The sequence below is a fragment of the Streptomyces sp. NBC_00080 genome (genome assembly GCF_045041255.1).
Taxonomy (GTDB): Bacteria; Actinomycetota; Actinomycetes; order Streptomycetales; family Streptomycetaceae; genus Streptomyces; species Streptomyces coriariae.
On record NZ_CP108235.1, the window covers coordinates 6,121,112 to 6,134,713 of the forward strand.

The 13,602-nt window shown below is 70.9% G+C and carries 12 protein-coding genes; 1 reads left to right on the forward strand and 11 read right to left on the reverse strand.

The window, feature by feature from the left end:
- Window position 1: 1 nt before the first annotated feature.
- From OHU34_RS27385 to OHU34_RS27430, 10 genes are all read right to left on the reverse strand, one after another.
- Window positions 2-2,254, reverse strand: a complete 2,253-nt coding sequence (locus OHU34_RS27385) for an MMPL family transporter (protein ID WP_405768770.1) — start codon at window positions 2,252-2,254, stop codon at window positions 2-4.
- 120 nt (window positions 2,255-2,374) lie between these two features.
- Entirely contained in the window at window positions 2,375-2,617 is a 243-nt protein-coding gene (locus OHU34_RS27390; protein ID WP_142264329.1) for a hypothetical protein, read from the reverse strand.
- A gap of 160 nt (window positions 2,618-2,777) precedes the next feature.
- Window positions 2,778-3,419, reverse strand: coding sequence for a superoxide dismutase (locus tag OHU34_RS27395; protein ID WP_405768773.1), 642 nt, complete (start codon window positions 3,417-3,419; stop codon window positions 2,778-2,780).
- Window positions 3,420-3,587: 168 nt separating this feature from the next.
- Window positions 3,588-4,985 (reverse strand): amino acid permease, encoded by a 1,398-nt coding sequence (locus tag OHU34_RS27400; RefSeq protein WP_142264327.1) that lies wholly within the window; start codon window positions 4,983-4,985, stop codon window positions 3,588-3,590.
- 113 nt (window positions 4,986-5,098) lie between these two features.
- Complete coding sequence (locus OHU34_RS27405) at window positions 5,099-5,992, reverse strand: TauD/TfdA family dioxygenase (RefSeq protein ID WP_142264326.1); 894 nt, start codon at window positions 5,990-5,992, stop codon at window positions 5,099-5,101.
- On the reverse strand, window positions 5,989-7,380 hold the full coding sequence (locus OHU34_RS27410) for an LLM class flavin-dependent oxidoreductase (protein ID WP_268267492.1): 1,392 nt from the start codon (window positions 7,378-7,380) through the stop codon (window positions 5,989-5,991). Before OHU34_RS27410 ends, OHU34_RS27405 begins: the two co-directional genes overlap by 4 nt.
- Entirely contained in the window at window positions 7,377-8,114 is a 738-nt protein-coding gene (locus OHU34_RS27415; protein ID WP_405768776.1) for an ABC transporter ATP-binding protein, read from the reverse strand. Before OHU34_RS27415 ends, OHU34_RS27410 begins: the two co-directional genes overlap by 4 nt.
- Window positions 8,090-8,974 (reverse strand): ABC transporter permease, encoded by an 885-nt coding sequence (locus OHU34_RS27420; protein ID WP_142264324.1) that lies wholly within the window; start codon window positions 8,972-8,974, stop codon window positions 8,090-8,092. The genes OHU34_RS27415 and OHU34_RS27420 overlap by 25 nt, the downstream gene beginning before the upstream one ends.
- 5 nt (window positions 8,975-8,979) lie before the next feature.
- Entirely contained in the window at window positions 8,980-10,047 is a 1,068-nt protein-coding gene (locus tag OHU34_RS27425) for an ABC transporter substrate-binding protein (RefSeq protein WP_230195729.1), read from the reverse strand.
- Between the two features lie 340 nt (window positions 10,048-10,387).
- Window positions 10,388-11,617 carry an ROK family protein gene (locus tag OHU34_RS27430; RefSeq protein ID WP_405768780.1) on the reverse strand — a complete coding sequence of 410 codons (1,230 nt, stop codon included), beginning with the start codon at window positions 11,615-11,617 and terminating at the stop codon, window positions 10,388-10,390.
- Window positions 11,618-12,083: 466 nt separating this feature from the next.
- Here OHU34_RS27430 and OHU34_RS27435 point away from each other — a divergent pair, with 466 nt between their 5' ends.
- Window positions 12,084-12,662, forward strand: coding sequence for a biotin transporter BioY (locus OHU34_RS27435; RefSeq protein ID WP_142264321.1), 579 nt, complete (start codon window positions 12,084-12,086; stop codon window positions 12,660-12,662).
- Between the two features lie 87 nt (window positions 12,663-12,749).
- Here OHU34_RS27435 and OHU34_RS27440 read toward each other — a convergent pair whose 3' ends face one another.
- Entirely contained in the window at window positions 12,750-13,472 is a 723-nt protein-coding gene (locus tag OHU34_RS27440; protein ID WP_405768783.1) for an LPXTG cell wall anchor domain-containing protein, read from the reverse strand.
- Window positions 13,473-13,602 lie beyond the last annotated feature (130 nt).

Consider the following 13,602-nt stretch of genomic DNA (forward strand, 5'->3'; position numbering starts at 1 on the left):
ATCAACGTACGTCGGCCACCGGGCGCCCGGTGGGCGCTTGGGCCCGCGGCTCCGCCGTCCCCCGGTCCGGCCGCGCCGGCCACCAGCTCCGCTCGCCCAGCAGCAGCATCGCCGACGGCAGGATCAGAATGCGTACGACGAAGGCGTCCAGCAGGACGGCCGCCGCGAGCACGAACCCGATCTGCTTCATCTCGATGATGTGCAGGAAGACGAAGCTCACGAACACCGTCGTCATCACGACCGCCGCGCTGGTCACCACGCTCGCCGACCGGCGGACCCCGTCGAGCACCGCCTGCCGGGTCGGGGCGCCCGCGAGCACGGCCTCCCGGATCCGGCTGACGACGAACACCTGGTAGTCCATGGAGAGTCCGAAGAGGATCACGAACAGGAACAGCGGGACCCGCGACCCGATCGACCCGGTGGAGCGGAAGTCCAGCAGCCCCTCGGCCCAGGTGTGCTGGAAGACGAGGACCAGCAGCCCGAGCGCGGCCGCCGCCGACAGCAGGTTCAGCACCACGCCGATCAGCCCGAGGACGACGGAGCGGAACGCGTACAGCGTCATCAGGAAGGTCACCAGCAGCAACGCCCCGAGGACGAGGGGCAGTTTGCCGTTCTGGTGTGCCGGATAGTCGGTGTACCGGGCCACGTCCCCGCTGACGCCGTACTCGGCGCCGGCGATCCGGCCGACGGTGGCGGGCAGGTAGTCGTGACGCAGGTGGTCGAGCGAGTCGTAGGCCTGGTCGGAGTCGCCGAGGTACGGCACGCGCAGTTCGAGGGTGCTGACACGGTGGTCCGCGGAGGTGCGGAGCCGGGGCGTGCCGGTGAACAGGGGGTCGGCGTCCGCGAGCCGGGTCACTGCGTCCAGGGCCTCGGCGACCTCGGCGGCCCGTGCGGCGTCGGCGCGCACGACCACCTGGTGGGTGACCCGGTGCTGCGGGAACGCCTCGTTGAGCCGGTCGTACACCCGCATGGCGGGGATCTCCCGGGAGTGGGTGTCCCGGCTCATCTCCGTGATGTGCAGGCCCGCCAGCGGGACGACGAGCGCGAGCAGGGCGAGGACGGAGACACCGAGGGTGGCGAGGGGGTGCCGGGCGGCGGGACGCAGCAGCGCGGTCCAGACCCGGCCGCCGCTCTCACCCCTCTCACCGCTTCCGTCGCTTCCGTCGCTTCCGCCGCTTCCGCCGCTTCCGCCGCGGAGGCGGCGGACGGGCCTGCCCCGCTCCGCCCGGCGCGCGGCCCTGCGCTCCGCCCGCTTCCCCAGCACCGTCAGCAGCGCGGGGAGTGCCGTCAGGGAGCTGGCCATCGCGACCAGGACGACCACCACGGTGCCCGTGGCGAGCGAGGAGAAGATGACGTCCGAGGCCAGGTACAGCGTGGTGGTGGAGGCGACGACCGCGAGCCCGGAGACCATCACGGCCCGGCCCGAGGTGGCGGCCGCCAGCTCGACCAGGGCCTGCGAGCTCAGCAGCCCCCCGGAGCGGGCCCGCTCCTCGCGCTCCCGCTTCAGATGGAAGAGCGTGTAGTCGACGCCGACGGCGAGGCCGATCATCAGGATGACGTTCGTGCCGACCCCGGTGTCCGGGGAGACGTGCGAGGCCACCATCGACAGCCCGACGGCCGCCGCGATCGACGACAGTGCGAGCAGCAGCGGTACGGCGGCCATGGTGAGCGAGCCGAACACGGCCAGCAGGGTCAGCAGCGTGACCGGCAGGGTGATCTTCTCGGAGAGCGCGAGGTCGTCACCGCGCTGTTCGTCGACGCCCTTGCTGATGGAGGGGCTGCCGGTCTCCTGGAGCAGCAGCTCCGGGTGGGCCCGCTGGACGGCCGTGGTCTGCGCGGTGAGCGCGTCGACCTTGTCCTTGGCGTCCCGCTCCTCGCCCCGCAGCGTCACCTCGACCATGAGGATCCGGCCGTCGGCGGAGCGGACCGGCGCGGCCACCTCGGCGACCTCGGGCCGCCGCTCCATCCGGGCGGTGAGGTCCCGGACGGCGGCGCGGGCCGCCTCGGTGCCGAGGGTGCCCGACCGCGCGGAGATCAGCACCTGCTCGGCGGATCTGCGTTCCAGCCGCCCCTCGGCCGCCATGGCCTCGGCCCGGCCGGCCTCGCCGACCCGGTAGTCGGCCGTCCTCGCGCTGTTCATCCCGACGGCACTGCCCACCGCCAGGCAGAGCGCCACGAAGACCAGCCAGCCGACGATCGCCCGCCAGGGGTGCCGCGCGCTGGAACGCGCCATGCGCACAGTGAGTGAGTTCATGCCCAAAAGCCTGTCCGGCCTGGGCAGTTGGCGGACAGAGGTGCTCGGTTGAACTTCCCGTCCACCGATCGGTGGACCCGGAGTCTGGGGAGATCCCCCGACGGGGCCGGGGGATCTCCCCTAGGTGGTCGGCTGCGGAGACGTCCGGAACTCCTCCGGAAGGTCGAAGCCGGACCGCCAGTTGAAGTAGGACTGCACCCGCACACAGCCTTCGCGGGTGCAGCGCCGGTACTTGTCGAGATCCGCCCGGTGCGCCGGCACCTGCGTCTGTGTCAGGGCGAAGGCCCGCTCGGCGCCGCGCAGGTGCCGGAAGTGCTGTTCGGTGTCCCCGCAGTTGGGGCAACGCCTCTTCGGAAGACCCATGCGGGCCACTGTCGCCCCCCGACGCGGTCCTTGGGAAGCCCCCGGCCAGGGCGTACGGGAGCGGCCCCGCGAGTCATGTCCTCGCGGGGCCGCTCCTGCACTCCGCCTGCCGCCGTGAAGGGTGAGAAGACGATCACGAGGCAGGACGCTTCACGCTGCCTCAGGGGGCGAGCAGCAGGACGTCCGTGCGGGACTTCGCGGCCTCGTATCGCCGGGCCACGTCCTGCCAGTTCACGACGGCCCACATGGCCTCGATGAAGTCGACCTTCTGGTTCTTGTACTGGAGGTAGAAGGCGTGCTCCCAGGCGTCGAAGACGAGGACCGGCACGGAACCCTGGCCGACGTTGCCCTGGTGGTCGTAGACCTGCTCGACGATCAGCCGGCCGCTGAGCGGCTCGTAGGCGAGGACGCCCCAGCCGGAACCCTGCGTCGTCGCGGACGCCTTGGTCAGCTGGGCCTTGAAGCCGGCGAACGAGCCGAAGGACTCGGTGATCGCGTCCGCGAGGTCGCCGACGCCGTCCGCCGCGAGGGGCTCACCGCCGCCGTCGCCGGTCATGTTGGACCAGTAGATGCTGTGCAGGATGTGGCCGGAGAGGTGAAAGGCCAGGTTCTTCTCCAGGCCGTTCAGCGCCGCCCACTGCTCCTTGTCCCGGGCCTCCGCCAGCTGCTCCAGCGTGTCGTTGGCGCCCTTCACATAGGCTGCGTGGTGCTTGTCGTGGTGCAGCTCGATGATCTCCGGGCTGATCACGGGGGCGAGCGCGGAGTAGTCGTAGGGCAGTTCGGGCAGCGTGTAGACGGGCATGGCGGGGTCCCCTCAAACCTCTTATTGCAAGTAACTTGCAAGTGCAGGCTAGCAACAAGAAGGGGGTTCAGGGCAAGCCCGCCGGGCCTGGCGGCAACGGAAAGGCCCCCACGCGTCTTTCGCGTGAGGGCCGGTGGGGGAGGGGGGAGCGGGTGAGGGGCGGGCAGGTCAGTCCGTGGCCCGCCCGTGCTCCCGCCGTCGCCGCCGCTGCCATGCGTACCCGACGGCCGCCAGGAACGCCGTCATCCCGCCCGACCAGTACAGCTGCACCCGGGTGCCCGGCTCCCGCGCCATCAGGACGAAGATCGCCGCCATCCCCGCCAGGGCGACCCAGGTGAGCACCGGGAACGCCCACATCCGGACGGCAAGCCGCTCGGGCGCCTCCCGCTCCAGACGGCCGCGCAGCCGCAGCTGGGAACACGCGATGAAGATCCAGACGACCAGGATCACCGCGCCGATCATGTTCAGCAGCCAGGGGAACACGTCGTCCGGACGCCAGTAGCTGAGCAGCACGCAGCCGAAGCCGAAGACACAGGAGACGAGCACCGCGACCCGGGGTGCGCCGCTCGACACCCGGCCCAGCGCCTTCGGGCCGTGGCCCCGCTCCACCAGCGAGTACGCGATGCGCGAGGAGCCGTAGACGTTGGCGTTCATGGCGCTGAGCAGCGCGGCCAGCACCACCACGTTCATGACCTGGCCGGCCCCCGGGATGCCGAGACGGTCGAGCGCGGCGACGTAGGGGCCCTGCTCGACGACCGCCTTCGCGTCCCAGGGGACGAGCGTGACGATGACCGCCATGGAGCCGACGTAGAACAGCGCGATGCGCCACATCGCCGTACGGACCGCGCTCGCCACGCCCCGGACCGGGTCCTCCGACTCGGCGGCGGCGATGGTGACCGTCTCCAGGCCGCCGTACGCGAAGACGGACGCGAGCAGGCCGACGACCAGGCCCTGACTGCCGTGCGGGAAGAGTTCGCCCAGATGGGAGGCCCCCGGGGAGTCCGTGCCCGGCAGGACGCCGGCGACGGCCAGCACGCCCAGCACCAGGAACAGGGTGATCGCGCCGACCTTCAAGGCCGCGAACCAGAACTCGAACTCGCCGAAGTTCTTCACGGCGGCCAGGTTCGTCCCGCAGAACACCACCATGAACAGGGCGACCCAGGCCCACTCGGGGGTGCCCGGCAGCCAGCCGGTGACGATCTTCGCGGCGCCGATGCCCTCCAGGCCGACGGCCGTGCACAGCAGGACCCAGAAGGCCCACCCCACGGTGAAGCCCGCCCAGGGGCCGAAGGCCCGCTCGGCGTGCGCGGAGAACGAGCCCGACGAGGGATACGCGGCCGACATCTCGCCCAGCATCCGCATCACCAGCATCACGAGCAGGCCGGAGAGGGCGTAGGCGAGGACGATCGACGGACCGGCGGCGGCGATACCCGCGCCCGAGCCGACGAAGAGACCGGCACCGATGACGCCCCCGAGGGCGATCATCGACAGATGGCGCTGTTTGAGGCCGTGGGACAGGGTGACGTCCGGCTCCGGTGGAGTCCCGACGGTGGTGCTGCTGGGCATGGGCGCGGCTCGTCCAATGCGTGAGATGGGCAAAAACGCCCACAGTCTGGGCAGCCCCTCCGCACCGGCGGAGGGGCTGCCCAGCATCCGGACGGACCGGATACGCGGTGTGTCTAGGCGGCTACGGACGTGTAGTGCGCCGCGTCGCCCTCGATCGAGTAGCTCTCCTTGCCGTCGATGCCGACCGGGATGTCACCCGCGACCGTCACCCGGTGCAGCCGGCGGGGCCGGCCGTCGTAGTTGTCGACCGCGTAGTGCTGGGTGATGCGGTTGTCGAACAGGACCAGCTGGTTCTCCGACCAGCGGTGGCGCAGGATGTTCTCCGGCCGGGTGACGTACGACTGGAGCAGGTCGAGGATCTTGCGGGACTCGCCCGGCGACAGCCCCACGATGCGCTGCGCGAACCCCCCGATGAACAGGCCGCGCTCCCCGGTCAGCGGGTGCACGCGGACCACCGGGTGGACCGTGCGGTACTTGATCGAGGTGAACTGGGCGCGCGCGGCGGCCTGCGCCTCGTCGACCGTCTCCTCCGGCACCGCGTAGTCGTAGTCGTTGGTGTGCTCGGCCCACAGGGTGTCGGCCAGCTGCCTGAGCGGCTCCGGCAGCTGACGGTAGGCCGCCGCCGAGCTGGTGATCAGCGTCTCGCCGCCGTACGGCGGGAGGACCAGGCTGCGCAGGGTGCTGGCCTGCGGCGGGTTGAGGACGAAGGTGACGTCCGTGTGCCAGTGGTTGGCGGCGCGGCCGCGCTCACTGTCGACCGGCAGCACGTTCGGGGAGCCGTCGACGGCAGGCACGGTCGGGTGGGCGGTGGTGAGGTCGCCGAAGTGGCGGACGAAGGCCTGCTGGCCCGCGTCGTCCAGGTTCACGTCGTCGAAGACCAGGGCCTTGTGGACGTTGAGCGCCTCGCGCAGCGCGGTGGAGGTCTCCTCGTCGAGGGGCTTCGCGATGTCGACGCCGGACACCTGGGCGCCGATGTGCGCGGTGACCTTGTGGATCTCGATGCTCATGGGAGGTTCCTTTCGGACGAGGGTCGGACGAGGACGGGTGCGGGAGCGTTCACGTACTGGTTGGCGGGGCGCGGCAGGCCGTACCTCTCGCGCAGGGTCTTGCGGGGGCGGCCGTCGTACTCCGTCCGCAGCAGGCCACGGGCGCGCAGGATCGGCACGACGTGGTCGACGAAGGCGTCCAGACCCGAGGGCAGCACCGCGGGCATGATGTTGAACCCGTCGGCGGCGCCCTGGGTGAACCAGCTCTCGATCGCGTCGGCGACCTGCTCCGGCGTGCCCGCGAAGGTGAGGTGCCCGCGCCCGCCACCGAGCCGCCCGATCAGCTGCCGCACGGTGAGGCGCTCGCGCCGGGCCAGCTCCACCACGAGGGTGTAGCGGCTCTTGGCGCCCTCGATCGCGCTCTCCGGCGGCAGGTCGGCGGGCAGCTCGGCGTCCAGCTCCAGGGCGCCGGGCTCCAGCTGGAGCAGCTGCTCCAGCCGCTGGACCCCGTGCGTGTGCACGATGTGGTCCTCCAGGACCTGCTCGTTTGCCCGCGCCTCGGCCTCCGTCGATCCGATCACCGGGACGATCCCGGGCAGCACCTTGATGTGCTCGGGATCCCGGCCGGCCTGCCGGGTACGGGACTTGAGGTCGGCGTAGAAGGCCTGCGCGTCGGCGAGCGTCTGCTGCGCGGTGAACACCGCCTCCGCGTACCGGGCGGCGAACGCCTTGCCGTCCTCGCTCGACCCGGCCTGCACCAGCAGCGGGTATCCCTGCGGGGAACGCGGGACGTTGAGGGCGCCCTCGACACTGAAGTACGTCCCCCGGTGCCGGGGCGGGTGGACCTTCGCGTCGTCGCCCCAGACGCCGGCCGCCTTGTCGGCGACGACCGCGTCGTCCTCCCAGCTGTCCCAGAGCTTCAGGGCCACGTCGAGGAACTCGCCGGCCCGGGCGTAGCGCTCGGCGTGCGCGGGCTCGGCGTCCAGACCGAAGTTGCGGGCGGCCTCGGCGCCGGCGGTGGTGACGATGTTCCAGCCCGCCCGGCCACCGCTGATGATGTCGAGCGAGGCGAACTTACGGGCCAGGTTGTAGGGGGAGTTGTAGGAGGTGGAGGCGGTGGCGATGAGGCCGATGTGCCGGGTGGCCGTGGCCAGCGCGGTCAGCAGCGTGAGCGGTTCCAGGGCGCCGGCCGGGCGCTGGGCGATGGTGCCCCAGAGCTGCGGGCCGTCGGCGAGGAACAGGGAGTCGAAGGTGCCGCGTTCGGCGATCCGGGCCAGGTGGACGTAGTGGTCCAGCTCCACGTGGGCGTACGGGTCGCTCTCCGGGAGCCGCCAGGACGCCTCGTGGTGGCCGGTGTTCATCAGGAAAGCGTTGAGGTGGAGCTGTCGTCCGGGGTGAGCCGTGGTCACTTGTGGTCCTCCGTGACGCCCAGGGCGGCGAGCAGCCGTTCGCGGTACTCGCCGAGCAGCGGGTCCCGGTACGAGCGCGGGTGCGGGCGGTCGATGGTCAGGTCGAGGCCGATACGGCCGTGGTCGAGGACGAGAACCCGGTCGGCGAGCACGATCGCCTCGTCCACGTCGTGGGTGACGAGCAGCACGGAAGGCCGGTGGCGCTCCCACAGCTCGCGCAGCAGGGTGTGCATCTTGATCCGGGTGAGAGCGTCCAGCGCCCCGAACGGCTCGTCCGCGAGGAGGAGTTCGGGTTCGCGGACCAGTGAGCGGGCCAGTGCGGCCCGCTGCGCCTCACCGCCGGACAGCTCGTTGGGCCAGGCCCGCTCGCGGCCCTTCAGCCCCACCTCGGCGAGGGCCTCGCGACCCTTCTGCTCGGCCTCCTTGCCGTCGAGACCCAGGAGTACGTTGTCCAGCACCCGCCGCCAGGGCAGCAGCCGGGAGTCCTGGAAGACCACCGACACCCGCTCCGGGGCCGTGAGCTGCCCGCTGCCGACGACCTCGTGGTCGAGGTGGGCGACCGCCCGCAGCAGGGTGCTCTTGCCGGACCCGCTGTGCCCGAGGAGGGCCACGAACTGGCCGGCGGGGATGTCCAGGTCGATGCCGTCGAGAACCGTGCGGTCCTCGAACGACCGTGTCAGGCAGCGCAGTTGGACGGCGGCGGAGCGGGTCAGCTGCTCAGTGTGCGGCGCCACGACAGCACCCTCCGTTCGATGAGACGGACCGCGGTGTCGGAAAGGAGACCGAAGACGCCGTAGATGAGGAGGCCGACGAGGATGACGTCCGACTGGCCGTAGTTCTGGGCCTGGAACATCATGTAACCGAGGCCGCTGGTGGCGTTGATCTGCTCCAGGACCACCAGTCCCAGCCAGGAGCCGGTCACCCCGAGCCGGAGTCCCACGAAGAATCCGGGCAGGGCGCCGGGGATCACGATCTGCCGGATGAACTGGACCTTCGACAGGCCCTGCACCTCGGCGAGTTCGACGAACCGGTGGTCGATGCCGGACAGCGCGGCATGCGTGTTGAGGTAGATCGGGATGTAGACGACGATGGCGATGATCGCGATCTTGAAGGTCTCGCCGATGCCCAGCCAGAGGATGAACAGCGGGATCAGACCGAGGGTCGGGATCGCCCGGTTGAGCTGCACGGTCCCGTCGATCAGGGCCTCCCCGGACCGGGTCAGCCCCGAGGCCAGCGCGAGCGTCACCCCGGTGGTCAGGCCGATCGCGAAGCCGTAGGCGGCGCGCTCCAGCGAGGTGAGGACGTCGGTGGTCAGCGTCCCGTCGGTCCACAGGTTCACGCCGGTCCGCAGCACCGTCCAGGGCGCGGGGATCGCCCCGGTGTCCAGCTGCCCGGCGGCCGAGGCGGCGGCCCACAGGACGATGAGCAGCAGGGGTCCGACGAGCCGGGAGGCCGGCCACGGTTTGCCGGGAGCCAGTCCACGGCGTCGTTGTCGGCGGCGGACCCGAGGACCGTCGTCGGCGGTGACGGCGACGGCGGGGACCGTGGTCGCGGTCGTGCCGGTGGTCGTGCTCGTGCTTGCACTGGTGGTCATGGCGGTCAACTCCGGTACTCGGCTGCCACGGACTTGGCGGCGATGCCCTCGAAGCGGTGGTCGAACAGCGAGGAGACGTCGAACTTCTTCACGAAGCCGCCCTCCGCGAGGAGGTCCGCGGTCTCCTGCTCCCACTTGATGGCCTCGTCCCAACTCGGCGGGAAAAGCGGCTTGTTGGCGAGCGCGGTGATCGACTGGGCCTGGTCGAGGGTCAGGTTCTGCGTCTTGACGTAGAACTCCTCGTTCCAGGCGTCCGGGTTCTCGTAGCTCCACACCAGGCCCTGCGCCCACCGCGGGATGTACGCGGCGACGGCGGCGGCCTTCGCCTTGTCGTTCAGCACGGACGCCGGCGCCCACAGCAGGCTGAGCAGGTCGACGACGTCGGTGGTGATGATCCGGGCGCCCTTGGACTCGTACTGCTTGAGGTAGGCGGGCGACTGGGTGTTGCCGAGCGGGGCGATGTCCACCTGGCCCGACTGAAGGGCGGTGAGGAACTGGTTGCTGGTCAGCGGGACCAGCTTCACGTCGTCGTACTTCAGGCCGGCCTTCTTCAGCGCCCGCAGCAGGACGACGCCCTGCGCCTGCCCCTGCGAGAACGCCAGCTTCTTTCCGCGGAAGTCGTCGACGGCCTTGATGTCGCTGCCCGGCTTGGTGGCGAAGACGTAGTTCGGCTTGCGGGTGATGTTGATCGCGACGATTTTCGCGTCGAAGCCCTGGTAATGCGCCTGGATCGGCGGAATGCCCGCGTTGTTGGCGACGTCCAGGGACTTCGCGCGGAAGGCGTTGATGACGTCGGGGCCGGCCCCGATGTTCAGCCAGTTCGACACCGTGAAGGGCATTTCGGGCAGCTTCGCCAGCTTCAGCTGCAACTGCTGCGCGCCCTGGTAGGAGGCGATCTTCAGGCTCGTGCCGGCGGGCACCTTGTCGGCGAGCGGGGCCGTGGCGGCGCCCTCGCCACCGGTGGCGGCACTGCTCTCGGCGCAGCCGCTGAGCCCGGCGACACCGGCGGCGGCGCCCAGCAGCGAGGCGAGGAAGAGACGCCGGTCGACACCGGGCGTACGGGAAACAGGCACGGGAGAACCCCCAGGGGAAAACGGAGACAAGGCAGGCGGAAGCCGGCGGAGGAAAGCGGGTGTGGCAGAGGCCGCAAGGGCCTGCGGGAATCGAGAGGAATTCGCAAGAAGTCCGCAGGAGGCCCGCGGAAGACCCTCGGAAGATCCGCAAGGAATCCGCAAGGAATCCGCAAGGAATCTGCAAGGAATCTGCAACAAGACCGAAACGAAGCCTGCGGCTAAAGGCAGGAGAAGGGCGCGCTCCCGGCGCGCCGGGGCGTCAGCAACAGAAGGTGCGACAGCTCATGAGAAAGATGTTCCTGTCCACGTGTGGGGCCTGTCAACATTCGGAGTTTCTGAATTAACTCGGCTCAGGTGGGACGCCCGCGGGACGCGGCCGGGACGAGGCCAGCGGATCCCGGTAGAGCACGTCCAGGGCCACCGCCCCGCCCGCCACGGCCAGCACGGAGTCGCGGAAGCTGCTCGGCGAGACGGCGGCGGAGCGCCCCGCCCCGACCTCGTCCCGCAGCGCGGCGAGGCAGTCATCCCGGAACAGCACGCCCACCTCGGTGACGACGACCCGCTCCGGATTGAGTACGTCCAGCAGCAGCCCGGCGGCCCGGCCCACCATCCGCGCCCGCTCCCGCAACAGCCGTACGGCCACCGGGTTCCCGGCGTCCGCCGCGGCGACCACGTGCATCGGGTTCACCCCGTCGATCACCCCGGCCTGCCGGGCCCGTCGGCACAACGTCCGCTCGCTGAGCTCCACTTGGAGGCAGCCGGCCCGGCCGCATGCGCAGGGCTCCGTGCCGCCGGCCAACGGCAGATGCGCGATGGCGCCCGCCTGCGAACGCGGCCCGTGGTGCACCTCGTCGTGCGTGGCGAACGCCGCGTCGACCACGTTCCCGACGAACAGATGCAGCACGCTCAGGTTGCCGCGTGCCTGCCCGAACAGCCGCTCCGCGTTGACCAACGCGCGGGCGTGGCCGTCCACCTGGACCGGCAGCCCGGTGTGCGCGCCGACCGCCTCCCGCACCGGCGCGTCCCGCCACCCCAGCAGTGGATGCTCGACGACGGTCCCCGAATCGCGGTCCACCCAGCCGCCCACGGCGACCCCCACGCCGAGGGCCCGGCAGCCGGGGGCCTCACCCAGCAGCGCGCCGAGCCCGTCGGCGGCGCGCGCCAGCACCCCGGACGGTTCGAGCCGGCCCCGATGCTTCAACTCCCGCCGTGCCACCACCCGGCCGCGCAGATCCAGCAGCGACACGGTCGTGTAAGGCACCGCCACATGCACCCCGCCCACCACGAACCGCGAGTCGTCCAGATCCACGGGAACGTGCGGCCTGCCCACCCCGTTGCTGCGCCGGGGCACCGCCGCCTCCCGGAGCAGCCCGAGCCCGGTGAGCCGGGCACAGTGGTCGGTGACGGAAGCGGGGGACAGCCCGGTGAGCCGGGCGATGGTGGAGCGCGCGACCGGCCCGTGCTCCAGCACGGACCGCAGGATCACGCTGGCGCTGGTACGCCGCCGGTCGCTGTCGGCGACCCGGGTGACGGGAGAGGGCGGGGCGGGAGGAGCCGCGGTACGGGGCATGGGGAACTTCCTCGGAAGTCGGGAGCCGGTCCGACACTGCGCCGTCTGTGGAGCGCGGCGCGCCGGATGATCGGCTCCGCCCGCCTCACACCGGAGGGCGACAGGCGGCCGCGCCCACGCGTCGCAGGTCGACGTGGCGACGCGACGAGAAGTTCAGGGCCTGGGCCTGGGCAACCATGGCTCGAAGCTAGCAAAGGGGCTCGGCCCTGCCCAGATGGCGACCGACGGGCGAGACGGCCCGCCGTTCGGTTGGCGAAACCCTACAGAGACCGCCCGGGGCACCCGCGTATCCCGGACCACTCCACCTCAGTGACCAGGGTCACCCCGTACCGCGTGTAACCCCCACCCTTTGTCAGGAGCCCACCAACCTCGGGTTCGACCGTTTGTCGACCGCGGACGGTGATCGCCCCGATCGCCCTGGGATAGCGTCGCCGTGTCCCGTCCGTCCCGATCTCGCGGAGTCCCCATGAGCACCGCCGCCGTCACCCCCGCTCGTCCCGGAAAGGTCCTCGCCGACCTCCTCCCCGCTTCCCGTGTCCGGGACATCGCGCTCGTGCTCGGCGGTGCCGCGCTCACCGGCCTCGCGGCCCAGATCGCGGTCCCGGTCCCCGGCTCCCCGGTCCCGGTGACCGGCCAGACCTTCGCGGCGCTGCTCGTCGGCACCACCCTCGGCGTCCGCCGAGGTGTCTCCTCCCTCGCCGTCTACGCGGTGGCCGGTCTCGCCGGTGTGCCGTGGTTCGCGAACGGCAGCTCCGGTGTCTCCGTCTCCTTCGGCTACATCCTCGGGATGATCCTCGCGACCGCCGCCGTGGGCGCCCTGGCCCGCCGGGGCGCCGACCGCTCCGTGCTGCGCATGGCGGGCACGATGCTGCTGGGCGAGGCGATCATCTACCTCGTCGGCGTCCCGTACCTGGCCTACGCCGCCGACATGAGCGCCTCCGCCGCGATCGCGGCCGGCCTCACGCCGTTCCTGATCGGCGACGCCGTCAAGGCGGCCCTGGCGATGGGCCTGCTCCCGACGGCCTGGAAGCTCGTCAAGGAGTAACCGCCCTCGGGCGATGACAAAGGGGTTCGCCGGGCCGGGTCGCGTCACGCGACCCGGCCCGGCGAACCCCTTTCGCGTGGGGCCCGGTCAGCTCTCCCGCCGCTCCGGCCGCCGCTGGGACCACCACAGTCCGGCCGCGCCCGCCGCGAGCAGTGCGCCTCCGGCCGCGCCGAGCGGCAACACGTTTTGCCCGACACCGGTCTTGGGCAGTTCGTCGCCGCCGGGACCCACCGGCGTGTTGTCGGTGCCGAGGAGCAGCGGAGTGGCGGGCGCGTTCGGCGACGGGTTCGTCGTACCGAACGGCACCGGGCCCTGCTGCCAGAACGTCTTCTTCCCGTCGGCGGTCTGGACGGGCAGACAGATCTTCCCGGTCTTGCTCAGGTCGAAGGTCGCGTCGACGGCGTACGACTTCGACGCCCCGGCCGCGAGATTGTCGATGGGGCAGGAGAAACCGCTGTTGGATCCCTCCGGAAGATCTTTCTCCGCGATGGCGTCACAGCCCTGAACGCTTTTGACTGCGAGGCCGTCGAAACCGACGACCAAAAGCTTTATCTGTCCGCTGTCCTTGGTCCCCTCGTTCTTCACGGTGGCGGTGATCGCCGTTTTCCCGGAACTGTTGTCGACCGAGATCCGCTCCGGCAGTGTCGTCGTCGTCTTCACGCCCGTGGGCGCCTCGTCGACGGGCTTTCCCCCCTTGCCGCTTCCCGGCCCCTGATCGTCCGCCCCGGCAGGGAAGGAAAGGATCAACACCGCCGAGAAAGATGCCACGACCAGCGATCCGGCGACGGTCGTCGCACGACGAGAACTCATGTTCGCCCCCCCTTGGCTGCGCCTGAATTCGCAGTACTGGAAGAGGTACCACAAGATTTCTCCACACTATGCTGATAGGGCCTTAAGTGTGACTATTGTGTTCCGGAGCCGGGCAATGGAGGGGGTGCAG

Coding starts and splice junctions, on each gene's coding strand:
- OHU34_RS27385 (WP_405768770.1), bottom strand. CDS start 2,254: ATGAACTCACTCACTGTGCGCATGGCGCGTTCCAGCGCGCGGCACCCC.
- OHU34_RS27390 (WP_142264329.1), bottom strand. CDS start 2,617: ATGGGTCTTCCGAAGAGGCGTTGCCCCAACTGCGGGGACACCGAACAG.
- OHU34_RS27395 (WP_405768773.1), bottom strand. CDS start 3,419: ATGCCCGTCTACACGCTGCCCGAACTGCCCTACGACTACTCCGCGCTC.
- OHU34_RS27400 (WP_142264327.1), bottom strand. CDS start 4,985: ATGCCCAGCAGCACCACCGTCGGGACTCCACCGGAGCCGGACGTCACC.
- OHU34_RS27405 (WP_142264326.1), bottom strand. CDS start 5,992: ATGAGCATCGAGATCCACAAGGTCACCGCGCACATCGGCGCCCAGGTG.
- OHU34_RS27420 (WP_142264324.1), bottom strand. CDS start 8,974: ATGACCACCAGTGCAAGCACGAGCACGACCACCGGCACGACCGCGACC.
- OHU34_RS27430 (WP_405768780.1), bottom strand. CDS start 11,617: ATGCCCCGTACCGCGGCTCCTCCCGCCCCGCCCTCTCCCGTCACCCGG.
- OHU34_RS27435 (WP_142264321.1), top strand. CDS start 12,084: ATGAGCACCGCCGCCGTCACCCCCGCTCGTCCCGGAAAGGTCCTCGCC.
- OHU34_RS27440 (WP_405768783.1), bottom strand. CDS start 13,472: ATGAGTTCTCGTCGTGCGACGACCGTCGCCGGATCGCTGGTCGTGGCA.